The 24,674-nt window shown below is 70.9% G+C and carries 24 protein-coding genes; 15 read left to right on the top strand and 9 right to left on the bottom strand.

Annotation, left to right across the window (positions count from 1 at the left end):
- The first annotated feature begins 43 nt into the window (after positions 1–43).
- A complete protein-coding gene (locus tag Q9G87_RS30390) occupies positions 44–2,227 on the top strand; it encodes an MMPL family transporter (protein ID WP_305919930.1) in 2,184 nt (727 codons plus the stop codon).
- Here the strand turns inward: Q9G87_RS30390 and thiI are convergent.
- The 3 genes from thiI to macS form a co-directional block, all read right to left on the bottom strand.
- Positions 2,224–3,420 carry a tRNA uracil 4-sulfurtransferase ThiI gene (gene thiI, locus Q9G87_RS30395; RefSeq protein ID WP_305919931.1) on the bottom strand — a complete coding sequence of 399 codons (1,197 nt, stop codon included), beginning with the start codon at positions 3,418–3,420 and terminating at the stop codon, positions 2,224–2,226. The genes Q9G87_RS30390 and thiI overlap by 4 nt on opposite strands.
- Positions 3,421–3,484: 64 nt before the next feature.
- The gene (locus tag Q9G87_RS30400; RefSeq protein WP_305919932.1) at positions 3,485–4,138 is read right to left on the bottom strand and encodes a response regulator; all 654 of its coding nucleotides are present in this window, start codon (positions 4,136–4,138) and stop codon (positions 3,485–3,487) included.
- Positions 4,139–4,851: 713 nt separating this feature from the next.
- Positions 4,852–5,982: a MacS family sensor histidine kinase gene (gene macS, locus Q9G87_RS30405; RefSeq protein WP_305919933.1), complete on the bottom strand. Its 1,131-nt coding sequence runs from the start codon at positions 5,980–5,982 to the stop codon at positions 4,852–4,854.
- A gap of 112 nt (positions 5,983–6,094) precedes the next feature.
- Here macS and Q9G87_RS30410 point away from each other — a divergent pair, with 112 nt between their 5' ends.
- On the top strand, positions 6,095–6,976 hold the full coding sequence (locus tag Q9G87_RS30410; RefSeq protein WP_305919934.1) for an MHYT domain-containing protein: 882 nt from the start codon (positions 6,095–6,097) through the stop codon (positions 6,974–6,976).
- A 138-nt stretch (positions 6,977–7,114) separates the two neighbouring features.
- The gene (locus Q9G87_RS30415; protein WP_305919935.1) at positions 7,115–7,855 is read left to right on the top strand and encodes an MHYT domain-containing protein; all 741 of its coding nucleotides are present in this window, start codon (positions 7,115–7,117) and stop codon (positions 7,853–7,855) included.
- 138 nt (positions 7,856–7,993) lie between these two features.
- Here the strand turns inward: Q9G87_RS30415 and Q9G87_RS30420 are convergent, their stop codons facing one another.
- On the bottom strand, positions 7,994–9,019 hold the full coding sequence (locus Q9G87_RS30420) for a 6-phosphofructokinase (RefSeq protein WP_305919936.1): 1,026 nt from the start codon (positions 9,017–9,019) through the stop codon (positions 7,994–7,996).
- 298 nt (positions 9,020–9,317) lie between these two features.
- On the bottom strand, positions 9,318–10,232 hold the full coding sequence (locus tag Q9G87_RS30425) for a lactonase family protein (RefSeq protein WP_305919937.1): 915 nt from the start codon (positions 10,230–10,232) through the stop codon (positions 9,318–9,320).
- 94 nt (positions 10,233–10,326) lie between these two features.
- On the opposite strand from Q9G87_RS30425, the gene Q9G87_RS30430 reads away from it, so the two are divergent.
- A complete protein-coding gene (locus Q9G87_RS30430; RefSeq protein WP_305919938.1) occupies positions 10,327–11,175 on the top strand; it encodes a bifunctional helix-turn-helix transcriptional regulator/GNAT family N-acetyltransferase in 849 nt (282 codons plus the stop codon).
- Positions 11,176–11,223: 48 nt separating this feature from the next.
- Here the strand turns inward: Q9G87_RS30430 and Q9G87_RS30435 are convergent, their stop codons facing one another.
- Together Q9G87_RS30435 and aroF are read right to left on the bottom strand one after the other, a co-directional pair.
- Positions 11,224–11,511, bottom strand: a complete 288-nt coding sequence (locus tag Q9G87_RS30435; RefSeq protein ID WP_305919939.1) for a YiaA/YiaB family inner membrane protein — start codon at positions 11,509–11,511, stop codon at positions 11,224–11,226.
- A 95-nt stretch (positions 11,512–11,606) separates the two neighbouring features.
- A complete protein-coding gene (aroF, locus tag Q9G87_RS30440; protein WP_305919940.1) occupies positions 11,607–12,638 on the bottom strand; it encodes a 3-deoxy-7-phosphoheptulonate synthase in 1,032 nt (343 codons plus the stop codon).
- A gap of 234 nt (positions 12,639–12,872) precedes the next feature.
- Between aroF and Q9G87_RS30445 the strand changes: the two genes are divergently transcribed.
- The 3 genes from Q9G87_RS30445 (at position 12,873) to Q9G87_RS30455 (ending at position 15,479) form a co-directional block, all read left to right on the top strand.
- A complete protein-coding gene (locus Q9G87_RS30445; RefSeq protein ID WP_305919941.1) occupies positions 12,873–13,469 on the top strand; it encodes a molybdopterin-dependent oxidoreductase in 597 nt (198 codons plus the stop codon).
- A gap of 54 nt (positions 13,470–13,523) precedes the next feature.
- Positions 13,524–14,672, top strand: a complete 1,149-nt coding sequence (locus Q9G87_RS30450) for a sensor histidine kinase (RefSeq protein WP_305919942.1) — start codon at positions 13,524–13,526, stop codon at positions 14,670–14,672.
- A 66-nt stretch (positions 14,673–14,738) separates the two neighbouring features.
- Entirely contained in the window at positions 14,739–15,479 is a 741-nt protein-coding gene (locus Q9G87_RS30455) for a LytR/AlgR family response regulator transcription factor (RefSeq protein ID WP_305919943.1), read from the top strand.
- A 780-nt stretch (positions 15,480–16,259) separates the two neighbouring features.
- Here the strand turns inward: Q9G87_RS30455 and Q9G87_RS30460 are convergent.
- Entirely contained in the window at positions 16,260–17,099 is an 840-nt protein-coding gene (locus Q9G87_RS30460) for a deoxyribonuclease IV (protein ID WP_305919944.1), read from the bottom strand.
- A 154-nt stretch (positions 17,100–17,253) separates the two neighbouring features.
- On the opposite strand from Q9G87_RS30460, the gene uraD reads away from it, so the two are divergent.
- The 7 genes from uraD to Q9G87_RS30495 are packed head-to-tail and all read left to right on the top strand — an operon-like array spanning position 17,254 to position 21,921.
- On the top strand, positions 17,254–17,763 hold the full coding sequence (uraD, locus tag Q9G87_RS30465) for a 2-oxo-4-hydroxy-4-carboxy-5-ureidoimidazoline decarboxylase (protein ID WP_305919945.1): 510 nt from the start codon (positions 17,254–17,256) through the stop codon (positions 17,761–17,763).
- Positions 17,760–18,059, top strand: coding sequence for a hydroxyisourate hydrolase (gene uraH / locus Q9G87_RS30470; RefSeq protein ID WP_305919946.1), 300 nt, complete (start codon positions 17,760–17,762; stop codon positions 18,057–18,059). The genes uraD and uraH overlap by 4 nt, the downstream gene beginning before the upstream one ends.
- Positions 18,060–18,920, top strand: a complete 861-nt coding sequence (gene pucL / locus Q9G87_RS30475; RefSeq protein WP_305919947.1) for a factor-independent urate hydroxylase — start codon at positions 18,060–18,062, stop codon at positions 18,918–18,920. It abuts the gene before it with no gap.
- A gap of 6 nt (positions 18,921–18,926) precedes the next feature.
- A complete protein-coding gene (locus Q9G87_RS30480) occupies positions 18,927–19,790 on the top strand; it encodes an FAD binding domain-containing protein (protein ID WP_305919948.1) in 864 nt (287 codons plus the stop codon).
- Positions 19,790–20,263: a (2Fe-2S)-binding protein gene (locus Q9G87_RS30485; RefSeq protein WP_305919949.1), complete on the top strand. Its 474-nt coding sequence runs from the start codon at positions 19,790–19,792 to the stop codon at positions 20,261–20,263. The genes Q9G87_RS30480 and Q9G87_RS30485 overlap by 1 nt, the downstream gene beginning before the upstream one ends.
- Positions 20,260–21,669 (top strand): 8-oxoguanine deaminase, encoded by a 1,410-nt coding sequence (locus Q9G87_RS30490; protein WP_305919950.1) that lies wholly within the window; start codon positions 20,260–20,262, stop codon positions 21,667–21,669. Before Q9G87_RS30485 ends, Q9G87_RS30490 begins: the two co-directional genes overlap by 4 nt.
- A 6-nt stretch (positions 21,670–21,675) precedes the next feature.
- Positions 21,676–21,921 carry an EF-hand domain-containing protein gene (locus Q9G87_RS30495; RefSeq protein ID WP_305919951.1) on the top strand — a complete coding sequence of 82 codons (246 nt, stop codon included), beginning with the start codon at positions 21,676–21,678 and terminating at the stop codon, positions 21,919–21,921.
- Between the two features lie 95 nt (positions 21,922–22,016).
- On the opposite strand, the gene Q9G87_RS30500 is transcribed toward Q9G87_RS30495, so the two are convergent.
- Positions 22,017–23,180: a winged helix DNA-binding domain-containing protein gene (locus Q9G87_RS30500; RefSeq protein WP_305919952.1), complete on the bottom strand. Its 1,164-nt coding sequence runs from the start codon at positions 23,178–23,180 to the stop codon at positions 22,017–22,019.
- Positions 23,181–23,330: 150 nt separating this feature from the next.
- Here Q9G87_RS30500 and Q9G87_RS30505 point away from each other — a divergent pair, with 150 nt between their 5' ends.
- Positions 23,331–24,644, top strand: a complete 1,314-nt coding sequence (locus Q9G87_RS30505) for a nucleobase:cation symporter-2 family protein (RefSeq protein ID WP_305919953.1) — start codon at positions 23,331–23,333, stop codon at positions 24,642–24,644.
- Positions 24,645–24,674: the final 30 nt, after the last annotated feature.

Here is a 24,674-nt window from a genome sequence, read left to right on the forward strand (position 1 = left end):
CGTACGCGGGCGGCAAGGCCGCGCCCGCCCCGGGGCTCGCGCCATGACGGTGGACGCGCGCCTGCGGCCCGCCGCCGCGGCGACCACGGGCCCGCCGCTACGCAGGCTCGGCTTCCTCCTGGTACGCCGCCGCAGGCTAGTCCTCACGCTGGCCCTGCTCGTCCTGATCGCCGCCGGGGTCCTCGCCGCGGGCGCGGTGCCCCGGCTGTCGCTGGCCAGATTCGAGGCCCCGGGCTCGGAGTCCGACCGGGCGCAGGCCGAGCTGGCCGAGCGGTTCGGAACGGGCAGCCCCGACATGATCTTCCTGGTGACCGCGAAGAGCGGCACGGTGGACGATCCGGCCGTTGAGACCGCGGGCAGGGAGCTGACCGCCCGGGTCGGACGCGAGGCCGACGTCGCCGAGGCGGCCTCGTACTGGACCCGCGGCAAGCCGGCCACGATGCGCAGTGAGGACGGCAGGCACGCGCTGATCGTCGTCCGCATTCCGGGGGACGCCGACCACGTGCGGGCGCGGGTGCTGCCCAGGCTGGTCCCCGAGATCACCCGGGGCACGGACCTGCTGCAGGTGCGGGCCGGGGGAGGGGAGGAGGTCTTCCGCGAGACCGTGCCGCTGGCCAGGCAGGACTTCGTCCGGGCCGAGCTCGTCATCTTCCCGCTGGCGTTCGTGCTGCTCTGGCTCTACCAGCGGCGCGCGATGGCGGCCCTGGTGCCGATCCTGGCCGGGTTGTTCGCGATGGTGATCGGGCTGGCCCTCCTGAGTGCCGTCCTGATATTCACCGAGATCTCGACGTTCGCCCTGAACCTCACCCTGGCCATGGGGCTCGGCCTCGGCATCGACTACTGCCTGTTCGTGATCCAGCGCTTCCGCGAGGAGACACGAAACGGCAAGGACCGGGCGGCGGCCGTCGCCGGGGCGGTCGAGCACGCGGGCCGGACGGTGTTGTTCAGCGGCGCGACCGTGGCGGCGTCGCTCGCGGTGTTGTTCGCGCTGCCGTTCGACTTCCTGCGCTCCTTCGCCTACTCCGGCATCGCCGTCGTCATCGGTGGCCTGGTCGCGGCGGTGCTGGTGCTGCCTGCCGTGCTCGCCACCATCGGCGGCACGATGCTGCCCAAGCGGGAGCGGCCGGAGCGGGCGGCGGGGTTCTGGCATGCGCTGGCCACCCGCGTGATGCGCCGGCCGCTGGTGTTCGGGGGAGTGGCGACCGTGCTGCTGCTGGTGCTCGCCTCGCCGTTCCTGGGCCTGCGCTTCGGCGTGGCCGATGACCGCATCCTGCCGCTGGAGGCACCCTCCCGGCAGACCCAGGAGGTCATCCGCCAGGAGTTCCCCGCCGAGGAGACCGACGCCATCCAGCTGGTCTCGCGCGAGGCCGCGGCGGGCGAGCTCACCGCGTACGCGGCGAGCCTGTCCAGGCTGCCCGGCGTGGCCCAGGTCGACTCCGCGGCCGGGTCGTTCGCGAACGGGCAGCGGGTGGGCGACGGGGACCCGTCCAGGTTCCAGGGGGAGGGCACGTGGCTGTCGGTGGTCCCGTCCGCCGCGGCGCTGGCCGACGACCCCGTACGGCTCGTCGAGGCCGTCCGCGCGGTGGAAGCGCCCTTCGGCGTGCTGGTCGGCGGCTACCCCGCCGAGCTGTCCGACTACCGGGCCTCAGTCGTGGACCGGCTGCCGCTGGTGCTGGCGCTCATGCTGGGCGTGACGTTCGTCGTCCTGCTCCTGATGACGCGCAGCCTGATCCTTCCGATCAAGGCGACCCTGCTGAACGTCCTCAGCCTCGGCGTCATGTTCGGCGCCATCGTCTGGATCTTCCAGGACGGCAACCTGTCAGGCCTGCTCGGCTTCACCCCGACGGGCACGCTCGACCCGAGCATCCCCATCCTCATGCTCTGCGTGGCCTACGGCCTGTCCATGGACTATGAGGTGTTCCTGCTGTCACGCATCAAGGAGGAGTACGACAGGACCGGCGACACCGAGGAGGCCGTGGCCACCGGCCTGCAGCGGGGCGCGCCCCTGATCACGGCGGCCGGCGGCATCCTGGCGCTCACCTTCGCCGCGTACGCCACCGCGCAGGTGACGTTCGTGCAGATGCTGGGCGTCGGCATGGCCGTGGCCGTGCTGGTGGACGCGACCGTGATCAGGGCGGTGCTCGTGCCGGCTCTCATGCGCCTGGCCGGGCCGCTCAACTGGTGGCCCGAGAGGTCCCGGCGAAGGGAAAGCAGGGTGGCCGGCTAGAGCGTGTATTCCTGGATCGAGTCGGCGAGCTGCACGCAGAGCTCCTCGGCGTCGAGTCGCTTCTCGATCTGCTTCAGGTCCTCGATCTTGGCCCGCGTCTCGGCACGCTTGGGAGCCAGCAACGAGCAGCAGTCCTCATCGGGCAGCTCGGAGATCTCCAGCGTGCCGATGCGCCGGGCCTCGGCCATGATCTCGGTCTTGTCCCAGCCCACCAGCGGCCGCAGGATCGGCAGGTCCACCGCGTTGTCCTGGGCGGTGATGTTGGTCAGGGTCTGCGAGGAGACCTGGCCGAGCGCGTCGCCGGTGATCAGCGCGGCGGCGTGGATGCGGTGGGCGACCTCCTCGGCCGTTTTGAGCATGAGCCGCCGCTGCGCGATCACGGCCAGCCGGTCCTGGCCGGAGGTGCGGATCGACTGTTGCGCCTTGCCGAACGGCACCACCCACAGCCGCGACTTGCCCTGGAACCTGTCGAGCTTCCTGACCAGCGCGTACGCCTTGTAGATCGACTCGGACGTGGTGAACGGGATGCCGGAGAAGTGCAGGAAGTCGACGTGCAGGCCGCGCCGCATCATCCGGTAGGCCGCCACCGGCGAGTCGATGCCGCCCGACATGAGCACCAGCGCCCTGCCGCTGCTGCCGACCGGCAGGCCGCCCTGGCCGGGGATGCCGCCGGTGAAGACGAACACCTCGTCCCTGTCGACCTCGATGAAGACGGTCAGCTCGGGGTTCTTCAGATCGACCGGCAGGCCGTATTCGTCGTTGATCGCGCCGCCGACGAGCCGGTCGAGCTCGTTGGAGCGCAGGGGGAAGCGCTTGTCGCGGCGGCGGGAGCGGACCGCGAAACGGGCGCCCCGCTTGACCTCCTCGCTCTCGCCCACCAGCTCCAGGCCGGCCTTGAGCACGGCGTCGGGGTCCTTGGCGACCCGCCAGGCGCGGTGGATCCAGACCAGCCCGGGCACGTCGGCGACCCGCTGGGCCACGGCCTCGGCCTGCTCGGCGGTGGCGCCCTGGGGCAGGAAGATCGCGAAGACGCCGTGCCGCTTGCGCACGTCGACCTTGATGTCGAGGCTCTGCAGCGCGTCGCGGATGTTGGCGATCAAGCGCCGCTCGAACACCTCGCGGTTCTTGCCCTTGAGGACGATCTCGCCCAGCTTGAGCAGAACGCACGGCTCGCCCAGGGCGGACATCGTCATGGTGGAACCTCCGGGAAGACGGGGAACGGGCACGTGTTGAAGGCAACGCCGAGCCCTCTTGAGTTTAGTCCGCGTCCAGTCCTTGCTCGATCGCATATCGCACCAGCTCCACACGGTTGTGGAGCTGGAGCTTGCGGAGGGTGTTCTGCACGTGGTTCTGCACGGTGCGGTGGGAGAGCACCAGGCGGTCGGCGATCTGCCTGTACGACAACCCCTTGGCGACCAGCCTCAGGACCTCGGTCTCCCGGTCCGTCAGGCGCGGCCCCTCGGCCGACCCGTCATCCGGCACGTCCTGCGCGGCCAGCCGCCGGTATTCGCCGAGCACGAGTCCGGCGAGGCCGGGGGTGAAGACGGCGTCGCCCTCGGCGGTACGGCGGACCGCGTCGAGGAACTCCTCCCTGCTGGCCGACTTCACCAGATATCCGGACGCACCCGCCTTGACCGCCTCCAGCACGTCGTCCTGCTCGGCGCTGGCCGACAACACCAGCACGCGAGGCGGCGGCTCCACCTCGGCCAGCCCGGCGGCCACCACCGCACCCGGCATGTCGGGCAGCCGCAGGTCGAGCACGACGACGTCGGGCCGCACCGCCGCGGCCGCGCGTATCGCCTGCCGGCCCTCCCCGACGGCGGCCACGACCTCGTAGCCCGCCTCGGCGAGGTCTCTGGCGACCCCGTCGCGCCACATGGGATGGTCGTCCACCACCATGACCCGCACCATGCCGCAACTCTAAACCGCCACCGCCCGCCGACCGACCCGTACCGGCCCTATGGCTGCGCCGCCCGATGGCGCCGCGCGGCGCCGGGGGATGGCTGCGCCGGGGGATGGCTGCGTCGCCCGTCCCGCACTGGCCCGATGGCGGGGCCGTCCGATGGCTGCGTCGGCCGGCCCGTACCGGCCCGATGGGGGCCGGCTGAGGGCAGCGCGTCTGGTGACAGCACACATCCCCGTGGCAGCGGGCCCTGCTGGCCGCTAGGCCGATCCGGCGGGCTGGTGGCGCGCTAGGTGGCAGCCACCTGACAGGCAAGCGCCCGGGCGGCCGCGATGCGGACGTGCAGACGTCGCAGGCTGACGCCGCCGAGCCCGGTCGCCGGGATGCTGTCCGGCTGCGTCGCGCGAGGGCTGCGTTGCGTCGCGTGATGGTTGCGTCGCGTGATGGTTGCGTCGCGTGATGGCTGCGTCGCGTGATGGCTGCGCCGCCCGATGGGAGCGCCGCACGACCCGCACGGGCCCGATGGCGGGGCCGGCTGATGCCAGCGCGTCTGGTGACGGCACACACTCCGTGACAGCGGGCCCTGGTGGCCGCCCGGCCGGTATGGCGGGCCGGTGGCGCGCTCGGTCGCCGTTCACTCGTTGGCCGGGCGGCTGGGGGCGCGGGCGGTGTCGGGTGCAGGCGGCGCCGGGGCGCGGGCGGGGCGCCGTGACGGCGGATGTCAGGACGGGAGGGTGATTTCGACCTCGGTGCCCTGCCCGGGGACGCTGACGATCGAGACCTGGCCTCCCAACTCCGCCACCCGCCCCCGGATGGATTCCGCCACCCCCAGGCGGCCGTCGGCGCGGGCCTGGTCGAGGCGGCCGTCCGGGATGCCGGGCCCGTCGTCTCGGATGCTGACCGTCACCGTCCCCTCGCCCGACTCGGCCAGCACCCAGGCGCGTGCCTGCGGCCCGCAGTGCGCGCGCACGTTGTCAAGGGCGGCCTTGACAGCCGCGGCCGCTCCTCTGGCCGTCTCGGCCGGCAGGATCAACGGGGTCGCGGGGGTGGAGACCGTCACCTCGGGCGAGCCGTACCGCAGCAGCAGGGAGCGTAGGTCGGTCGTGCCCCTGGGGGCTGCGGGCCGGGTGGCGATGAGCTCGCGCAGCGCGGCCTCCTGCTCGCCGGCCAGGCGCCCCAACTCGGCGGCCTCCCCGCCGATCTGCCGCCCGCGCCGCTGGACCAGCGCCAGGACCTGCAGGACCGAGTCGTGGATGTCGCGCGCCAGGCGGTCACGCTCGCGCTGGGCGGCCTCCATCTCGATGGCCCGCTGCATGCGCTCCTCGGCCTGCTTGGCCAGCCGGGCCACGTGGCCGACCACGACGCCCGCGAGGAACAGCAGGACCGCCCCGTTGATCACAACAGACTCGTCGGGCGTGCGGACGAACCACAGGTCGCCGGCCGCCACCACGGCGGCCGCCACCGCCCCCGCGCGCCGCCCGCCGTAGACGGCCCAGGCGAGTACGGGCCCGGCCACCCAGGTCGCGGGGACCGGCATCATCCCCGCCACCCAGGTCGCGGGGAGCGGCGTCGTGCCGGCGGCGCCCGGTAAGGAGCCCTGCACGTACGGCGAGGACAGCAGGCACGCCAACGTCACCAGCAGGTCCATGACCAGCAGCGGCCACCGCCGCAGCACCGGGACCGAATAGGCGTACGTCGCGCCCGCCGTCCACAGCGCCATCACGCCGATGACCAGCCAGCCCGCGACCGGCTGTCCGTAGCCGCGCTGCTGCGCCATGAGCACGGCCGCGTAGACCAGCGACGCCACGCGATAGACCGCGATCGCCCGCCAGAACGGGACCTCGATAGCCATGAGACCCTCTCATGTTTCCGACAGGGACCTTGACAGATAGTTCTGGTATCCATGCGAAAGGGACATCCCGGATGGCACAATCCGGGGACCCCTAACTCAAGGAACTCCGTCTATGACCTCCGCTGTAAATCATTTCACCCATGGCCTGCTCACGCCGGTGCTCGCCTACGTGATGTCCTGCATGGGGTCGATGCTTGGCCTGCGGCTCACCGCCCAGGCCCATGCCTCCCGGGGTGGCACCCGGGCGCGCTGGCTGCTCGGCGCGGCCGTGTCCATCGGCGGCACCGGCATTTGGGTCATGCACTTCATCGCCATGATGGGCTTCGATGTGGAGGGCACCCAGATCAAGTACGACGTGCCGCTCACCGTCGCCTCGGCGGTGGTGGCGATCGTGGTCGTGGGCACCGGCCTGTTCCTCGTCTCGTACGGCCGCGGCCGGATCCTGGCGCTCCTCGGCGGCGGCCTGCTCACCGGCCTCGGGGTGGCCTCCATGCACTACCTGGGCATGTACGCGATGAACATGTCCGCCCACGTCTCCTACGACCGCCTCGTCGTGGCGCTCTCGGTGGGCATCGCGGTGGTCGCCGCGACGGTGGCGCTCTGGTTCACGCTGCGCGTCAAGAAGCCCGTCTGGATCACCGCCGCCGCGCTCGTCATGGGCGTGGCCGTCGCGGGTATGCACTACACCGGCATGTACGCGATGCGCGTCACGGTCGACGCCGCGCCCGGTGTGGTCGCCGGAGCCGACGCGCTGGACTTCCTCGTCCCGCTCATGACCGTGATCAGCCTGATCACGCTGACCATGCTGCTCATGGTGATCCTGTCCCCGTCGGAAGAGGAACTGCACGAGGACGCCGAACTCGTCGCCAAACTCGAATTGCGCAGGCGCACCGCCCAGCAGCAACATCTGACTTATCCGGCGCCGCCCGTACCCCGTCAGCAGCCAATACAGCAAATGCCGCAAATGTCGCCGATGCGGGCACGCAGAAGGTAGTTGCGCGGACGGCGACACCCTGCTCATACTCCCTTATCGGTGCGTAAGGGGATGGGTGGGGGTATGTCGCCGATCGACCATTTCACTTTTGGGCTGTTAACGCCCGTGCTCGCGTACATCATGTCCAGCATCGGTTCGATGCTGGGCCTTCTGCTGACCTCGCGGGCCCGTCTCGTGGGCGGGCGCGAGGGCAAGTTCTGGCTGGTGGGCGCCGCGTTCGCGATCGGTGGCACGGGCATCTGGACCATGCACTTCATCGCGATGCTCGGCTTCTCGGTGAGCGGCTCTGTCATTCGCTACGACGTCCTGCTCACCGCCGCCTCCGCGTTTATCGCGGTCGTGGTCGTCGGCATGGGGCTGTTCCTCGCCTCGTACGGCGGCGAGCGTCTGGTGTTCCTGCTCGCCGGCGGCACCCTGACCGGGTGCGGCGTGGCCGGCATGCACTATCTCGGCATGGCCGCCATGAACATGTCCGGCCACGTCACCTATGACCCCGTCATCGTGTCGCTCTCGGTCCTGATCGCGATCGCGGCGGCGACGGTGGCGCTGTGGTTCACGCTGCGGGTCAGCGGCGCTCTCAAGATCGGCGCGGCGGCGCTGGTCATGGGCGTGGCGGTCTGCGGCATGCATTACACGGGCATGTACTCCATGGCAGTGCAGATGCACGGCGAGGCTGGGCCGTTGTCCGGCGCGAAAGCCCTCGACTTCCTGCTGCCGCTGATCGTCGGCATCAGTGTGATCACCGTGGGGCTGCTGCTCACCGTCATCCTGTCGCCATCGGAGAAGGAGCTGCGCAGCGAGGCTGAGTTCAGGGAGCGACTGCGCGACCGCGACGAGGGCGCGCCGGAAGTCGATCTCTTCGGCACGCCCCGGCGGTGACCGGCTAGGTGAGAGGGTACGGCTTGCGACGCGTGGTGGGCCGCCGACTCGCTGCGGCGCAAGCCGTACCCTTGAGCGGGTTGTAGCGGAAACCCCGCTGACTCAAAGGTACGGGCGCCGCTTGCAAATCGCTTTCAACTAACCGAAGAAGACCTCGGCCTCGGAATACCGCTCCACCGGCACGGTCTTCAGCTCGGCCGTGGCCTCGTCGAGGCCGACGCGGACGATGTCGGTGCCGCGCAGGGCGACCATCGTGCCGTAGTCGCCCTCGTGGGCCGCGTCGATGGCCTGCAGCCCGAACCTGGTGGCCAGCACCCGGTCGTAGGCCGACGGGGTGCCGCCGCGCTGGATGTGGCCGAGCACCGTGGTGCGCGCCTCCTTGCCGGTGCGCTTCTCGATCTCCTTGGCCAGCATCTCACCGATGCCGCCCAGCCGGACGTGGCCGAAGGCGTCGAGCTCGCCGGCCTGCAGCTCCATCTGGCCCTCGATCGGGTGCGCGCCCTCGGCGACCACGATGATCGGCGAGTAGCGGGTGCGGAAGCGGGACTCGACGTATTCGCAGACCTGGTCGATGTCGAACGGCTTCTCCGGGATGAGGATGACGTTGGCGCCGCCCGCCATGCCCGCGTGCAGCGCGATCCAGCCCGCGTGCCGGCCCATGACCTCGCAGATGAGGGCGCGGTGGTGGGACTCGGCGGTGGTGTGGAGGCGGTCGATGGCCTCCGTCGCGATGTTGACGGCGGTGTCGAAGCCGAAGGTGTAGTCGGTGCCCGACAGGTCGTTGTCGATGGTCTTGGGCACGCCCACGACGTGGACGCCGCGGTCGTAGAGCTGCTTGGCGACGCCGAGGGTGTCCTCGCCGCCGATGGCGATCAGCGCGTCCACGCCGGTGGCGGCCAGGTTGTCCTTGATCCGGTCGACTCCGCCCTCGATCTTGATGGGATTGGTCCGGGAGGAGCCCAGGATGGTCCCGCCGCGGGGCAGGATGCCGCGCACGGACTGGATGTCCAGCGGCATCGTGTCGCCTTCGAGGGGGCCGCGCCAGCCGTCGCGGAAGCCGACGAACTCGTGGCCGTAGACGCTCACCCCCTTACGCACCACTGCCCTGATCACGGCGTTGAGCCCGGGGCAGTCGCCGCCCCCTGTGAGCACTCCAATACGCATGGCGGGTTCCTCCCGATGGGGTTCACGAACCAAACCTCAGTATTCAGACTCGCATTCTGCCCGTCCGCGCGGGCAGTGGTCTAGACCAAACGCCAGGTCCGTAACGCAAACATCGCACAGAGGAAATTTCGCGAGTGTGTCGGCCACCGACGCCGGGGCAAAATGGGTCACTGCGCTCGTTGTCCCCGAAACGGGCATAGAGCGTCCAAGGGAATTCGCCCAGCATTTCCCCGAGCACGGCTGGGTTGTGTGGCGGCGGGGACGGTGGATTCGTACCTGATCGCCAGGTCGGCGTCCCCTACGCGATCAGCACGCAGGCCGGGCTCTCGACCTCGTACGCCTCGCCGGTCGGCTCCGGGACGCCGTCGCGCAGCGCGAAGACGGTCACGGCGTTCGAGCGCTGATTGGCCACGTACAGACGGTCGCCGTCGATGGCGAAGTGCCGGGGCCAGTCGCCTCCCGAGGGCACCTCGGCCACCAGGGACAGGTCGGCGGCGCGCAGCACCGAGATCGTGTTGGGCCCCCGGTTGCCCACATAGACCAGGTCGCCCTCGAGCTGCAGGTGGGACGGGTAGTTCTCGCCCTCGTGACGGGAGGCGGGCGCGACCGTGCGCCACTCGCCGTTGATGAGGGTGACGGCGCCGTCGAGCTCGCCTGCCACGTACAGGCGGGAGCCCGCGAAGGCGAAGTGCCGCGAGCCGGTGCCCGGGTACAGGACGATCGGCTCCACCGGCGTCCCGTCGTAGCGGTAGCGGCGGATCTCGTCCGTGCCGAGGTCGGAGACGTGCAGCAGGCCGTCGTGGAAGACGGCCTGGTGGGCGTGCGGACCTTCCTGGCGGCCGGCGACCGGGCCCGAGCCCTTGTGGCGCAGCACCATCGGGTCGCCGTCGAACGCGCCCCGCCCGTCCAGCCGCTGGATGATCGCCGTGCCGTCGCCGTAGTTGGCCGCCGCCAGCAGGCTCCCCGTGGGATCGACGGCCACGTGACAGGGCAGCGAGCCCTCGCTCGGCCGCTCGTCCAGCGGCGTCAGCCCGTCGCGGGCGTCGAAGGCGGTGAGCACGCCGCTGTCGAGCTCACTCGCCGCGTACAGCACCGGCAGCGAGGGGTGGGCGGCCAGGAACGACGGCGCCGCGACTTCGGTGAGACCCGGGCTGACACCCGCGGCGATGGTGACGATGCCTGGGCCGTATCCGCCAATGCGCAGCTGCTTCACAGCGGCGATCCTTCCATGGTTGACTATGACAGTGAGTTCGTTGACAGAAGCAAGGGTTTCTGAGATCAGAGCCTTCAATCGGTTCTATACGAAGGTGATCGGCGTTCTGCAGTCAGGGCTGCTCGACTCGCCGTACTCGTTGACCGAGGTGCGGGTGCTGTTCGAGCTCGCGCACGCCGAGCGACTGGAGACCGGTGAGCTGCGTGCCCTGCTCGACCTGGACGCGGGCTACCTCAGCAGGATCCTGACCCGGTTCGAGAGCGACGGGCTGGTCGAGCGCGAGCGGTCCGCCGCCGACGCGCGCAAGCAGCTCGTACGCCTCACGCCCGCGGGCGCGGCCACCTTCGCCGGGCTCGACAAGCGCTCGGCCGAGGAGATCGAGCGGCTGCTGTCCGGGCTGCCGGAGGAGGACCAGGAGCGGCTGGTGGCGAGCATGGCGACGATCAGGGGCCTGCTGGCGCCGGAGCCCGGCCGGGAGCCGTACGTGATCAGGCCGCCGCGAACCGGCGATCTGGGCTGGGTCGTCTACCGGCACGGCGAGCTCTACAGCCGCGAATACGGCTGGGGCACCGCGTTCGAGCAGACCGTCGCGAAGATCGTGGGCGATCTCGACTTCTCCAAGGACGCCGGATGGATCGCCGAGGCCGGCGGGGAACGCGCCGGGTGCGTGTTCTACGTGCGTCAGGACGACACGACGGCCAAGCTGCGGATGTTGCTGGTCGAGCCGTCCGCGCGCGGGATGGGCCTCGGCCGGCGGCTGGTGGAGGAGTGCCTGCGGCACGCCAAGGCGGAGGGCTGCCAGCGCATCACGCTGTGGACGCGCGACTGCCTGGTGAGCGCGCGGCGCATCTACCAGGCAGCCGGGTTCCAGCTGGAGAAGGAGGAGAAGGGGAGGGAGAACGGGATCGAGCTCACCGAGCAGTGGTGGACACGCGACCTCTGAGAGCCGTCCCTGCCCCGGATCCGCCCGCCGGCGATCGCCGTCGTCAGGTCAGGCGTCGACCTTGAACGGGTCGTGCTCGGTCAGCAGCTTGTCGAGCCTGGCCTGGTCGACGCGCTTGCTCACCTCGGCCAGCTCCTGCCGGTCGCGTACGACCTTGCAGAGCGTGACCGTGGAGGTGACCACGTACAGCAGCCCGAGCCCGAGGAACGCCCTGATCCACCCTTCGACGGGCAGGTAGACCAGGGCGATCACCACGGAGGTCAGCGAGACGGCGAACGACAGGATCGCCTGGACGTAGAACGCGGTGGTCTGCGTCGGTTGGATGGGCTTCGTCATGCGCCCATGGTGTGTTCCCGGGCCGGCGCGGCGCATCGGGCGAAATACTCAAGTTACCGCTGAGTACACCCAGCCGGCCCGGCCGTGCCGGCAGGTCAGACGGTGACCACGGTCGCGGCCGACTTGCCGAGCATAGCCGGGAAGTCGGTCATGACCTGGGCCAGCTCGCCCAGGTCGGAGTCGATCAGAGCCTGCGGGCCGTCGCAGAGCGCCTGCTCGGGCTGCGGGTGCACGTCGATGATCACACCGTCCGCGCCGACCGCGATGGCCGCCCGGGTCAGCGGCAGCACCAGGTCGCGCCGCCCGCCCGAGTGCGAAGGATCGACGATGACCGGCAGGTGGGACAGGCGCTGCGCCACCGGCACGGCCGACACGTCGAGCGTGTTGCGGGTCGCCTTCTCGAACGTCCTGATGCCCCGCTCGCACAGCACGATATCGAGGTTGCCGCGCTGGGCGATGTACTCGGCGGCCATGAGCCACTCCTCGATCGTGGAGCTCATGCCGCGCTTGAGCATCACCGGCTTCCCCGCGGCGCCGACGGCCTGCAGCAGCGCGAAGTTCTGCATGTTGCGGGTGCCGACCTGCAGCATGTCCGCGTAGGAGGCCACCAGCGCCACGTCCTGGGCGTCCACCACCTCGGTGACGATCGGCAGCCCGGTCTCCTCGCGCACGTCGGCCAGGATGCGCAGGCCCTTCTCGCCCAGTCCCTGGAAGGCGTACGGCGAGGTGCGCGGCTTGAACGCGCCGCCGCGCAGCAACGTCGCCCCGGCCGCCTGGGCCATCCTTGCCGCGTCGAGGGTCTGCTGATGCGTCTCCACGGCACACGGCCCCGCGATCAACGTCACAGTGTCGGGACCGATCGGCACGCCGCCCACGTGGATCGTGGAGCGTTCCGGATGATTCTCCCTGCTGACCAGCTTGTACGGCGTGGACACGCGCATGACCTCGCGCACGCCCCCCATGCCGCGCAGGCTCGCCTCGTCGAGCTGTGTCACGTCGCCGACCAGGCCGACGATCGTGCGCCGCACCCCCTTGCTGACGAACGCCTCCACCCCGGCCGCCTGGACGACCTCGACGATCGACGCCAGATCCGCGGGTGTGGCCTCGGGCCCCATCACGATCACCATCTGAAATCCTCCTGTGAAAACACAGAAGGCCCCGGGTCCTGTCGGACCCGGGGCCTTCGTTCGCCTGTCTGCTAGCGCAGCGTCAGGTGGCGAACGGACTCGGGTCCGTCGCCATACCAAAACACGTACGCGGTGCGCATAGCCCGTAATGGTAGCGCACGAGACCCGCGCGCGAGCCACAAGCGGTCCGATGGCAGGATGGCCCAAGACGCGAGACCGGTGAGGGGAGTGATCGTGGAGGAGTCGCGCCTGCCTCCAGGCCAGTACGTCCCGCGCGGCCGACCCGTGATCCACTACGGCAGAGTGCCGCTGTTCAAGCCGGAGAGCTGGGACTTCCGCGTCTTCGGGGCCACCGCCTCAGGAGCGGAGCACCGCTTCACCTGGGGCGAGTTCGAGGCGCTGCCCCGCACCACCCGCCTCGCCGACTTCCACTGCGTCACCAAGTTCTCGCTCATGGCCAACGAGTGGCGCGGGGTCGCCCCGGCCACGATCATGGCGGCCGCCCCGCCCGACCCCGGCGTCCGGCACGTGATGATCTGGGCCGAATACGGCTACAGCGCCAACCTGCGCATGTCCGATTTCTCCGCGCCCGACACGCTGTTCGCCATGGAGCTTGACGAAAAACCGCTCAGCCCCGACCGCGGCTATCCGCTGCGGATCGTGGTCCCTCACCTGTACGCGTGGAAGAGCGTCAAATGGGTGCGCGGCATCGAATACCTCCTCGAAGATCGCCGAGGCTTCTGGGAGGAGCGCGGCTACCACAACATCGCCGATCCCTGGCGCGAGCAGCGCTACTCCTACCAGGAAGAACCCGGCGAGGGACCACCCTGATTTCACTCTCCGTTTCGGCCCGGACACGATGCGTTCTTGGCTACGGTTACTCGCATGCTGACCACCGCGTGCGTGGCGCTGTCAAGCCTGGCCTTCGTCGCCGGCCACGTCCTCGCCCGGGCGCGCTCGCGCCGCGCCGCGCCACCACCGGCCGGCCGGTGTAAGGAAGAGGCGACGTTCGCCACGCTGCACATCGCCGCGATGGCCGCCCCGGCCCTGCGCACGGGGCTCAACCGCGACTCCGCTCGCAAGGCCGTACGCCATCTGCGCGCGTTGCTGGGCACCCGCGCCGTCGCGATCACCTCGACCGAGGCCGCGCTCGCCTGGGACGGGCCGTGCACGGACGACGTCGTCACCTACGCTCGCGCCGCGCTGGCCGCCGGGCGGCCAGAGGTGTTCGCGGGAGAGCCGCACGGGGCCGTCGTGGTGCCGCTGACCGTGGACGGCACGGTCGTCGGGGCGCTGGCGGCCTTCGACGACGAGATCAGCGCCGCGCTGGTCCGTACCGTGTCCGAGGTCGGCCGCTGGGTCTCCGGCCAGCTGGAGCTGGCCGAGCTCGACGCCTCGCGGCGGCACGCGCTCGAGGCGGAGATGCGCGCGCTGCGTGCGCAGATCTCGCCGCACTTCGTCTACAACGCGCTGACGACGATCGCCTCGTTCGTCCGCACGGACCCCAAGCGCGCCCGCGAGCTGCTGCTCGACTTCGCCGACTTCGCCCGGTACGCGTTGGGCCGGGCCCATGACTTCACCACCCTGGCCGACGAGCTGACCTGCGTCGACCGTTACCTGCTGCTGGAGCGTGCCCGGTTCGGCGACAGGCTGCGCTTCAGCATGCAGGTGGCGCCGGAGGTGCTGCCCGTGCCCGTGCCGTTCCTGTGCCTGCAACCGCTGGTCGAGAACGCCATCAAGCACGGCATGCGCGGCCGCCGCGGCGCCGGCGAGGTCCGCGTCGTGGTGCGCGACGCCGGCCCCGAGGCGCACATCACGGTCGAGGACGACGGCGCCGGGATGGACCCGGAGTGCGCCAGGCGCATCCTGGACGCCGACCCCGCCCGCGAGGGCAGCGGCATCGGGCTGGCCAACGTGCATCTGCGGATGCGCCAGATCTACGGCGACGGCTACGGACTTGTCGTCGAGACGGCGCTGGGCGCCGGCACCAAGGTGCGGCTGCGGGTGCCCAAGACGCAACTTAGCTCATTGTAGTCATTTCCTTACGTTATGTTGGCGTGTCGCTTGTGGCCTTTGCTCGCATGCGGCAGCGTGGGGGACATGCTGAGAGTTCTGGCCGTGGATGATGAGGTGCCCGCCCTGGAGGAGCTCGCCTATCTGCTGCGCCAGGACGACCGGATCGAGCACGTGATGACCGCGGCCGACGGCGTCACGGCACTGCAGGACATGGTCCAGATGATCGGCGGCGGCGAGCGGCTCGACGGGGTGTTCCTCGACATCCGGATGCCCGGGCTCGACGGGCTGGACCTGGCCAGGCTGGTCGGGGGCTTCCCGAGCCCGCCCCGGCTGGTGTTCGTCACGGCGCACGAGGAGTGCGCGGTGCAGGCGTTCGAGCTGGAGGCCGTGGACTATCTGCTGAAGCCGGTGCGGGCCGAGCGGCTGGCCGAGGCCGTGCGCCGGCTGGAGGCCGCCACCGCCCCCGCGCCCGAGCCCGGCCAGGACGACGTGATCCCGGTCGAGCTGGGCGGGCGGACCAGGTTCGTGCCGCAGCAGGCCGTCTGGTTCGCCGAGGCCAAGGGCGACTACGTGCGCCTGCACACCGTCGACGGCAGCTATCTGGTGCGCATGTCGCTGGCCGCGCTGGAGCGACGCTGGTCGGAGGATGGATTCCTGCGCATCCACCGCAGCACGCTGGTGTCGGCCAGGCACGTCAGCGAGCTGAGGTTCGAAGGCGGGCGGGTGACCCTCACCGTCGGCACGGAGACGCTCCAAGTCAGCAGGCGGCACAGCCGGCAGGTGCGCGAGCAGCTCGTGCGCCAGCACAGGGGTGTGATGTCGTGACGCTCCCGGCCGCCGCCCTGTAGCCGCCGTCGTCCGTCAGGAAGCTTCCTGGAGCCGTGGGATGGCGGCGGGGAACGTCTATGCGCCTGGGGCCTTGCGGCCCGTCATGGCCGCCTCTGGAGGCGTCCTGGTGGCGTCGCAGGCGCTTGGCTGTCGTGCCTGACGCGGGTGCCGCGGTCAGCCGGGGAGGTGCGTTCTGCGGCGCAAGGTGGGCGTGAAATGGGCGTGCACGGTTCGCGCCCCGCACCCGGTCGCCGTGCCGCTCGCCTTCGCCGCGATGGTCGTGATTCCCCTGGTCAAACCGGTCGGCTGCGGCGTGGGGCGAGTGGACGGGGGCCGGGTTGAATCCGCCGGAGCGCGTTGCGAGCCCCCGAATCGACCGTTCGTCGAACCGCGGTGACCGCTCATCGCAACAGTACTCTCCGTATATCGCTGGCTACGGACCGTTCAACGAGCTGCCTATAAACGGGGTTTCGCCCACAAGATCGCGACCGTAGTGTTTCGGCATCGGAAAGCCACCTCGGCGCATCGGGGGGGACGAGCCGAGAGGCTCACCGCAGTTTCTGATGCGCCGGACTCACCGGTGACCGCGCAGGTCGCCGCGGCTGTCGGGCCCTTGACCGGGGGGTAGGGCCCGCCAAGCCGGTTCGTGAAGGGGCGTCCGCCTGGGCCGTCACACCGGCCCGCGATCCGGCCTTCGGGGGCGGCCGGATCGCGAGAGCGGGCGTCCCTATCACGGTTTCCGGATCACCGTCCTCGGGGACGGCCCTCCGGGACGGCTCAGCCGTCACGCAGCTTCTTCAGCAGGGCGATGTCCTCGGCGTGCTTGGGAGCCTTGCCCGGCGTCTCGATGCAGATCGGGACGCCCGCCACCGCCGGATGCCGCATCAGGTCGGCGAACGGCTGGGCGCCGATGTGCCCGGCCCCGATGTTCTCGTGGCGGTCCCTCTTGGACCCGCACGGGTCCTTCGAGTCGTTGGCGTGGATCAGCTTGAGCCGCCCGGGCGCGATCTTGTGCAGCGCGTCGAACGTCTCCGCCACCCCGCCCTCGGCGCTGAGGTCGTGGCCGGCGGTGAAAGCGTGGCAGGTGTCGAGGCAGATGCCGGCCCGCGGATGCCAGTCCAGCGTCGCCAGGTAGGGCTCCAGATCCTGGACGGTGGCGCACAACATGGCGCCCTGCCCCGCCATCGGCTCCAGCAGCAGGTCCGGCCCGCCGTCGGGGATCTCCTCCAGCAGGGGAAGCAGGTTGTCGCGCAGCTGGCGCAGCGCGTCGTCGCGCGACTGTGTCACCGCCGAGCCGGTGTGCACCACGACGCCCTTGGCGCCGGTGTCCACGCCGCGCCGCAACGTGTGGCGGACGATCGCGATCGAGTTGGCCAGCGTCTCCGGGCTCGGCGAGCCGAAGTTGACCAGATAGGGCACGTGGATGAAGGTCTCGACACCCGACTCGGCCAGCTTGGCGTCCTCGTCGGGCCTGCCCTCGGTGAGCGCCCAGCCGCGGGGGTTGGTGACGAACACCTGGATCATCTCGGCGCCGATCTCGGTCATGTATTTCAGGCCGCCCGTCGCCAGGCCGCCCGCCACGGACACGTGTCCGCCGATCAGGGATGTTGGGCTCATGATGAGGCCAAGTTTAGGCTCACCCTCCGACATCCCGACCGGCCACGCCGCGCCGCGACTTGGAGCATGACACGAAAACCGGCGGTCAAGGTGCCCGCCGGTTCGGAGTTCTCGCGGATGGACCGGGCACGAAGCGCATGTGTGTACTTCTGACATGCCCGACACGCTGACCGCGCTCGACGCCTTCAACGCCCGCTCGCCCGCCGGGGCCGAGGAGGAGCTGCTCGCCTGCTGCGCCTCTCGCGCCTTCGCGGCCGAGGTGGCCTCCCGCAGGCCCTATGGCGACCTCGCGGCGCTGCTCACGGCCGCCGAGGAGACCGTCAGGGGGCTGGAGTGGCCGGACGTGCTGGAAGCCCTCGCCGCGCATCCGAGGATCGGGGAACGGGCGGGTGGCGCAGGACGGGAGGCGGCGTGGTCGCGGCAGGAGCAGTCCGGGGTCGAGGACGAGCTGCGTGCGGCACTCGCCGCGGGGAACCGGGACTACGAGGCCCGGTTCGGGCACGTCTACCTGGTCTGCGCCACCGGGCTGAGCGGGGCGCAGCTGCTCGCCAGGCTGCGCGAACGGCTGGGCAACGACGAGCAGAGGGAGCGGGCGGTCGTACGGGAGGAACTGGCGAAGATCACCAGGCTGCGGCTGGTCAAGCTCATGGAGGGGGAGCGATGAGTTTCTCCACGCACGTGCTCGACGCGGTCACCGGCCGCCCGGCCGCCGGCGTCCGCGTGCGGCTGGAGCGCGAGGGCGGGCTCGTCGCCGAAGGACACACCGACGACGACGGCCGGATCAGGGGGTGGAACCCGGGAGAAGGCGTGCACCGTGTCGTCTTCGACACCGGGGCGTACCTGCCGGAGACGTTCTATCCCGAGGTGGTCATCACCTTCACCGTGACCGACCCCGCGCAGCACTATCACGTGCCGCTGCTGCTCAGCCCGTACGCCTACTCCACCTACCGAGGGAGCTAGATGTCCGTCAAGCTCGGCCCCAACCGCTACGGCAAGGCGGAGACCAGGCTCGTCCGCGTCGTCAGGGACGGTCCCGTCCACCACATCAAGGACCTCAACGTCAGCACCGCGCTTTCCGGCGACATGGAGGCCGTGCACCTGACCGGCGACAACGCCGCCGTCCTGCCGACCGACTCGCAGAAGAACACCGTGTACGCGTTCGCCGCCGAGCATGGCGTCGGCCAGATCGAGGAGTTCGCGCTCCTGCTGGCCAGGCACTTCGTCGAAACGCAGCCCACGATCCACCACGCCAGGGTGGAGATCGACGAGTACGCGTGGAACCGGGGCGGCCCGCACTCGTTCGTCCGCGCCGGCGGTGAGGTGCGCACGTGCGTCGTCCACCACGACAGGGACGGCCGCACCACCGTCGTGTCCGGGCTGAAGGACCTGGTGCTGCTCAACACCACCGGGTCGGAGTTCCACGGCTACATCGTCGACCCGTACACGACGCTGCGGCCCACCACCGACCGCGTCCTGGCCACCGCCGTGGCCGCCCGGTGGCGGCACACCGGGGACACCGATGCGTACGGCAAGTCGTACGAGCAAGTGCGCGGCTGCCTGCTGGAGGCGTTCGCGGACACCCACAGCCTGTCGCTGCAGCAGACCCTGTACGCCATGGGCGAGCGCGCCCTGACCACCTGCGGCGAGATCTGCGAGGTCAGGCTCGCGATGCCGAACAAACACCACTTCCTCGTGGACCTGTCCCCGTTCGGCCTGGACAACGACAACGAGGTCTACTACGCGGCCGACCGCCCGTACGGCCTGATCGAGGGCAGTGTGCTGCGCGAGGACGCGCCCGACGCCGGATTCGCGTGGGAGTAGGCAGAGATGGACTTCTTGCGGCCCACGACGTGGGCGGAGGCGCTGGCCGCCAAGGCGGACCAGCCGGAGGCCGTGCCCATCCAGGGCGGCACCGACGTGATGGTCGAGATCAACTTCGACGTGCGAAGGCCGGTGGCGCTGCTCGACCTCAACCGGGTGGCCGAGTTGCGGGAATGGGACGTGGTGGACGGCGTGTGCCGGGTCGGGGCCGGCGTGCCGTACACGGCCGTCATCGAGGAGCTCGGCGGCACGCTGCCCGGGCTGGCGCAGGCCTCGCGCACGGTCGGCTCGCCGCAGATCCGCAACCGCGGCACCGTCGGCGGGAACCTCGGCGCGGCCTCGCCCGCCGGTGACAGCCATCCGCCGCTGCTGGCCGCGGACGCGGTGATCGAGGTGGAGTCGCGCGAGCGGGGCGTCAGGATGATCCCCGCGGCCGCCTTCTACCTCGGGGTCAAGCGCAGCGCGCTGGAGCCGGACGAGCTGATCAAGGCCGTGCACGTCAAGCCCGCGTCCGGTCCCCAATACTTCTCCAAGGTCGGCACCCGGAACGCCATGGTGATCGCGGTGTGCTCGTTCGCCGTCGCGCTGCACCCGGAGGAGCGGCGGGTCGGCACCGGGATCGGCTCCGCGGCGCCCACCCCGCGCCGGGCCCTGGAGGCCGAGGACCTGCTGGCCAGGGAGCTCGACTGGGACGCGCCGGCACTCGACCCGGCGCTGCTCAAGCGGTTCGGGCGGCTGTGCGCGAGCGCCGCCGCGCCGATCGACGATGTGCGCGGCACCGCCGAGTACCGCGTGCACGCCATCGACGTGATGGCCCGCCGCACGCTCACCTGGGCCTGGAACGACTACCTCGGAAGGAGGGCCGCCTGATGCGCGTCACCTTCACCGTCAACGGCCGCGAGGAGAGCGCCGACGGCGTGTGGGAGGGCGAGAGCCTCCTGTACGTGCTGCGCGAGCGCCTCGGCCTGCCCGGCTCCAAGAACGCCTGCGAGCAGGGCGAATGCGGCTCCTGCACCGTTTACCTCGACGGCGTCCCGGTCTGCTCCTGCCTGGTCGCCGCCGGGCAGGCGGAGGGACGTCACGTGCGCACCGTCGAGGGCCTGGCCGAGGGGGACAGGCTCGACCCGGTGCAGGAGGCGTTCGTGGAGTGCGGGGCCGTGCAATGCGGCTTCTGCACTCCCGGACTCATCGTGCAGGCCCACGACCTGCTGGAACGCGTCGAACGACCCGCCGACGCCGAGATCAGGGAAGCCCTGGCGGGCAACCTGTGCCGGTGCACGGGGTACGAGAAGATCCTCGACGCGGTACGGCTGGCGGCGGCGCGGAAGGCGGGGGCCGCGTGAGTCCACGCCTGCTGATCGAGAACGTGGCCGTCGCGCCGGTTGCCGGGCCCGAGATCGAGTCCGGATATATCTGGATCGAGGGAGATCGGATCGTCGCCCTGGGCTCCGGCCCGGCCCCAGACGCGACCGGCGGGTCCGGGGAGCCGGAGGTCGTCCGCGTCGACGGCACCGGGTGCCTGGCCACCCCAGGACTCGTCAACACCCACCACCACCTCTACCAGTGGGCCTCGCAGGGGCTCGCGCAGGACGCGACGCTGTTCGAGTGGCTGGTGGCGCTCTACCAGGTGTGGGCCGCCATGGACGCCGAAGTGGTCCAAGGCGCCGCTACGGCGGGGCTCGGCTGGCTGGCGTTGTCCGGCTGCACCACCTCCAGCGACCACCACTACATCTTTCCCAAGGGCAGGGGAGACCTGTTCGCGGCCGGCATCGAGGCGGCCCGCGAGATCGGCATCCGGTTCCATCCCGCGCGCGGCTCCATGGATAGGGGCGAGTCGCACGGCGGGCTGCCGCCGGACGCCGTGGTCGAGGAGCTCGACGACATCCTGGCCGCCACGGCCGAGGCCGTCGAGGCCTATCACGACCCGTCGTTCTCCTCGATGCTGCGGGTCGTGGTCGCGCCGTGCTCGCCGTTCTCGGCCAGCGCCGACCTCATGATCGAGTCCGCCGCCCTGGCCAGGGCCAAGGGTGTGCGCCTGCACACGCACCTGGCCGAGACCCTCGACGAGGACGAGCACTGCCTGGCGCAGTTCGGGCTGCGGCCGATCGACTACATGGAGAAGCTCGGCTGGCTGGGTCCTGACGTGTGGTTCGCGCACGCCGTGCACCTGAGCGACGCCGACATCGGCAAGCTCGCCGCCACCGGCACCGGCTCCGCGCACTGCCCCTCCTCGAACGGGCGGCTCGGCGCGGGCATCGCCCGCGTGTCCGAGATGCTGCGCCGCGGCGCGAACGTCGGGCTCGGCGTGGACGGCAGCGCCTCCTCCGAGCTGACGCCGCTGGCCGGGGAGATGCGGCAGACCCTGCTGTTCCAGCGGGCCCGGTACGGGCCGGACGCGCTCAGCGCCAGGCAGGCACTGGAGCTCGCCACCCTCGGTGGGGCACGCAACCTCGGCAGGGAGAACGAGATCGGGTCGCTGGAGCCGGGCAAGCTCGCCGACATCGCCCTGTGGCGGGTCGACGGGCCGTTCACGGCCGCGGTCGCCGACCCCGTCTGCGCGCTGGTCTTCGGGCCGCCGCCGCCACTGGCCAGGGTGCTGGTCGGTGGGCGGACCGTGGTCGCGGACGGCGAGCTGAAGACCGTCTCCCAGGACGCCGCCGGGCGCGCGGGCGCCGAGGCCCGCCGGAGGCTGCTGCGGCTGGCGGAGGAGCGGGGCTTCCGCGCCGTCAGGGAGGTCCATCGCGGATAAGGTGAGATGTCCGAAAACGAGCATCCGAAAGGCGGTCCCGTGGCGGCGGAACTCTCCGACGAGCGGCTGGTGCAGCTCAAGAGCACCTTCGCGTCGATCGACACCGACGGCGACGGCTACATCAGCGAGACCGAGCTGAAGCGGCACTTCCCCGACCTCCCGGCCGAGGCGCTGGGGGCGATGAGCGAGTCCGCCGACTCGGACCAGGACGGCCGCTACTCGCTGGAGGAGTTCATCCGCGCGGTGTCCTAGCGCGGTCCTGGCGCGGTCTTCGCGCGGTCCTAGAGCGGTCCTCGCGTGGTCCTAGAGCGGTCCTCGCGTGGTCCTAGAGCGGTCCTCGCGCGGTCCTAGAGCGCGGACAGCTCGCGCTCCAGCGGGGTGCGGAAGCGCGGGGTCACCTTGACGCCGCCGAGCCAGGCGGCCAGCCCGGCCGCCTGCTCATGAACGGCGGCCTCGACGGCGGCCGCGGCCTCGGCGCCCACGTCGGCCAGCAGGCGCCACACCACCTCGCCGTCCGCCCGCTGCGCCCAGCCGCCCACCACCCGGCCGTCCCACCACACGGTCGGCCCGACGTTGCCGCTGCGGTCGAACAATTCGGCGCGGTGCGCGGGCGGCAGGTACCAGTCGCGGGCCTGCCAGCCCATCGGCGTCGGGTCGAGCGCGGGCAGCAGCGCCGCCCACGGCTCGGGCTCGGGGACCTCATCGAGGTCGCCCGGCAGCACGTAGCCGACGCCCTCATCCAGCTCGACCTCGGCCGCTCCCACCGCGGCCAGGGCCCGGCGCACCTCCGTCAGCGTCCAGCCGGTCCACCACTTCAGATCCGTCTCGGTGCCCGGCCCGAACCCCGCCAGCCATCGGCGTACCAGCTCCGCCTGCGCTTCTGCCGCCGCCAGCTCGCGCATCTCCGGCGCCAGTCCCCAGCGGTGGATGGAACTGATCCACGTGGCCGACGCGCGGCCGCACCGGACCAGCAGGCCCTCCATCGCCATGAGCCCCAGCAGCCGCGACCCGACGCTGATCACTCCTTCGTAGGGCTTGCCCACCGACACCCTGACCTGCTCGCGCAGCCGCGGCTCCAGCGCGCTCAGCTCCTGCGTCGTCGCCTCGCCCACCTCCGCCAGGATCCGCAGCACGGACTCCTCGACGTCCTTGAGCCATGCCTCGTCCCAGCCGCCCGCGCCGAACGCCTTCAGCGTCGAGGCGCGCTCCCTGCGGGCGATGACCAGGTTGGAGGAGTAGTGGACGACCGGCACGAGCTCGGCCGGCACCACGAACACGGTCCGCCGCATGCCGTGCATCCGCACCAGGGTGCGGTCGGCGTACAGGGCCCGCTCGACCGGCTCCGGACCAGGCGCGGCCAGCCGCGCGCCCGCGGACAGGAACACCGTGGCCGGGTCGGTGCCGTGCAGCGCCACCACGGATGCCGCGGCCTCCTCCGGAGTGGCCGCCTTGACCGCGAGCCGATGCCTCGTAGCGAGCCTCGCCTGCCTCTGCCGCGCCGAAATCCGCACAATCGCCCCTCTCTCCGGTGTGAGCGTAGTTGGAGGATCACACACCTGGCGACGGGTGGAGCGGTCGGCGGTTGATGAGCATGTGCATAGGCTCGCGGGTCTGCGCATTGTTTCACTGGAGACCACCCCCCGAACCCCCTGGAGTGGCCGATGGTGACGAACGAGGTGCATCCGGTCGACGCGCGGCTGCCGGCGGCGCAGCTGGGCACGCTGGGACTGCAGCACGTGCTGGCGATGTACGCGGGAGCGGTGGCGGTGCCGCTCATCGTGGGCGGCGCGCTGAAGCTGCCTCCCGACCAGCTCGCGTACCTGATCAACGCCGACCTCCTCATCAGCGGCATCGCCACGCTCATCCAGTGCGTGGGCGTGTGGCGCTTCGGCGTGCGGCTGCCGATCATGCAAGGGTGCACGTTCGCGGCCGTCACGCCGATGGTGCTGATCGGCACCACGCAGGGCGGGCTGCCCGCCGTCTACGGCGCCGTCATCGTCTCGGGGCTGCTGGTGGTGGCGGTCGCGCCCTACTTCGCGAGGATCGTGCGGTTCTTCCCGCCGCTCGTCACCGGCACCATCATCACGATCATCGGGATGTCGCTGCTGCCCGTCGCCGCGAACTGGGCCGCCGGAGGCGTCGGCAGCCCGGCGTACGGGGAGCCGCGCAACATCGCCATGGCCGCGGCCGTGCTGCTGCTCATCCTGGCCGTCTACCGGCTGTCGAAGGGCTTCCTCGGCCGGGTGGCGGTGCTGGTGGGCATCGTGGCCGGCACGGTGGCCGCGATCCCGCTGGGCTTCACCGACTTCTCGCACGTCGGGTCGGCCGGGCTGTTCGGCATCAGCACGCCGTTCGCGTTCGGGCTGCCGACCTTCCACGTCACCGCGATCATCTCGATGTGCGTGGTCATGCTCGTGTCCATGACCGAGACCACCGGCGACTTCGTGGCCGTGGCGGAGATGACGGGGTCGGACCTCACGCCGCGCCGGCTGGCCGACGGGCTGCGGGCCGACGGATTCTCCACGGCGCTCGGCGGCGTGTTCAACACCTTTCCCTACACCGCCTACGCCCAGAACGTCGGCCTCGTCGGGCTGACCGGCGTACGCAGCCGCTGGGTCGTGGCGGCGGCCGGCGGCATCCTCGTGGTGCTCGGCCTCATCCCCGTGCTCGGCGCGGTGGTCGCGGCCATCCCGCAGCCGGTGCTCGGCGGGGCCGGGATCGCCATGTTCGGCACCGTGGCCGCCTCCGGCATCCGCACGCTGACCAAAGTGAGCTTCGAGGGCAACCACAACCTCGTCATCGTGGCCGTGTCCATCGGCGTGGCCGCCATCCCGGTGGGTGCCCCCGAGTTCTACGCCGAGTTCCCCGACTGGGCCCAGACCGTGCTCAACAGCGGCATCAGCACCGGCAGTCTCCTGGTGATCGTGCTGAACCTCGTCTTCAACCACCTGCGCACCGGCCAGCGCACAGGCTGAGCGCGGCCACTGCGATGCTGGATGTGATGA

It is taken from the genome of Nonomuraea turcica (assembly GCF_030718205.1).
Lineage (GTDB): Bacteria > Actinomycetota > Actinomycetes > Streptosporangiales > Streptosporangiaceae > Nonomuraea.

Coding starts and splice junctions, on each gene's coding strand:
- Q9G87_RS30400 (WP_305919932.1), bottom strand. CDS start 4,138: ATGGTGCGGGTCATGGTGGTGGACGACCATCCCATGTGGCGCGACGGG.
- uraH (WP_305919946.1), top strand. CDS start 17,760: ATGAGTTTCTCCACGCACGTGCTCGACGCGGTCACCGGCCGCCCGGCC.
- Q9G87_RS30485 (WP_305919949.1), top strand. CDS start 19,790: ATGCGCGTCACCTTCACCGTCAACGGCCGCGAGGAGAGCGCCGACGGC.
- macS (WP_305919933.1), bottom strand. CDS start 5,982: ATGGCTATCGAGGTCCCGTTCTGGCGGGCGATCGCGGTCTATCGCGTG.
- Q9G87_RS30410 (WP_305919934.1), top strand. CDS start 6,095: ATGACCTCCGCTGTAAATCATTTCACCCATGGCCTGCTCACGCCGGTG.
- Q9G87_RS30420 (WP_305919936.1), bottom strand. CDS start 9,019: ATGCGTATTGGAGTGCTCACAGGGGGCGGCGACTGCCCCGGGCTCAAC.
- Q9G87_RS30505 (WP_305919953.1), top strand. CDS start 23,331: ATGGTGACGAACGAGGTGCATCCGGTCGACGCGCGGCTGCCGGCGGCG.
- Q9G87_RS30495 (WP_305919951.1), top strand. CDS start 21,676: ATGTCCGAAAACGAGCATCCGAAAGGCGGTCCCGTGGCGGCGGAACTC.
- Q9G87_RS30480 (WP_305919948.1), top strand. CDS start 18,927: ATGGACTTCTTGCGGCCCACGACGTGGGCGGAGGCGCTGGCCGCCAAG.
- thiI (WP_305919931.1), bottom strand. CDS start 3,420: ATGACGATGTCCGCCCTGGGCGAGCCGTGCGTTCTGCTCAAGCTGGGC.
- uraD (WP_305919945.1), top strand. CDS start 17,254: ATGCCCGACACGCTGACCGCGCTCGACGCCTTCAACGCCCGCTCGCCC.
- Q9G87_RS30435 (WP_305919939.1), bottom strand. CDS start 11,511: ATGACGAAGCCCATCCAACCGACGCAGACCACCGCGTTCTACGTCCAG.
- Q9G87_RS30390 (WP_305919930.1), top strand. CDS start 44: ATGACGGTGGACGCGCGCCTGCGGCCCGCCGCCGCGGCGACCACGGGC.
- Q9G87_RS30415 (WP_305919935.1), top strand. CDS start 7,115: ATGCTGGGCCTTCTGCTGACCTCGCGGGCCCGTCTCGTGGGCGGGCGC.
- aroF (WP_305919940.1), bottom strand. CDS start 12,638: ATGGTGATCGTGATGGGGCCCGAGGCCACACCCGCGGATCTGGCGTCG.
- Q9G87_RS30450 (WP_305919942.1), top strand. CDS start 13,524: ATGCTGACCACCGCGTGCGTGGCGCTGTCAAGCCTGGCCTTCGTCGCC.
- Q9G87_RS30455 (WP_305919943.1), top strand. CDS start 14,739: ATGCTGAGAGTTCTGGCCGTGGATGATGAGGTGCCCGCCCTGGAGGAG.
- pucL (WP_305919947.1), top strand. CDS start 18,060: ATGTCCGTCAAGCTCGGCCCCAACCGCTACGGCAAGGCGGAGACCAGG.
- Q9G87_RS30460 (WP_305919944.1), bottom strand. CDS start 17,099: ATGAGCCCAACATCCCTGATCGGCGGACACGTGTCCGTGGCGGGCGGC.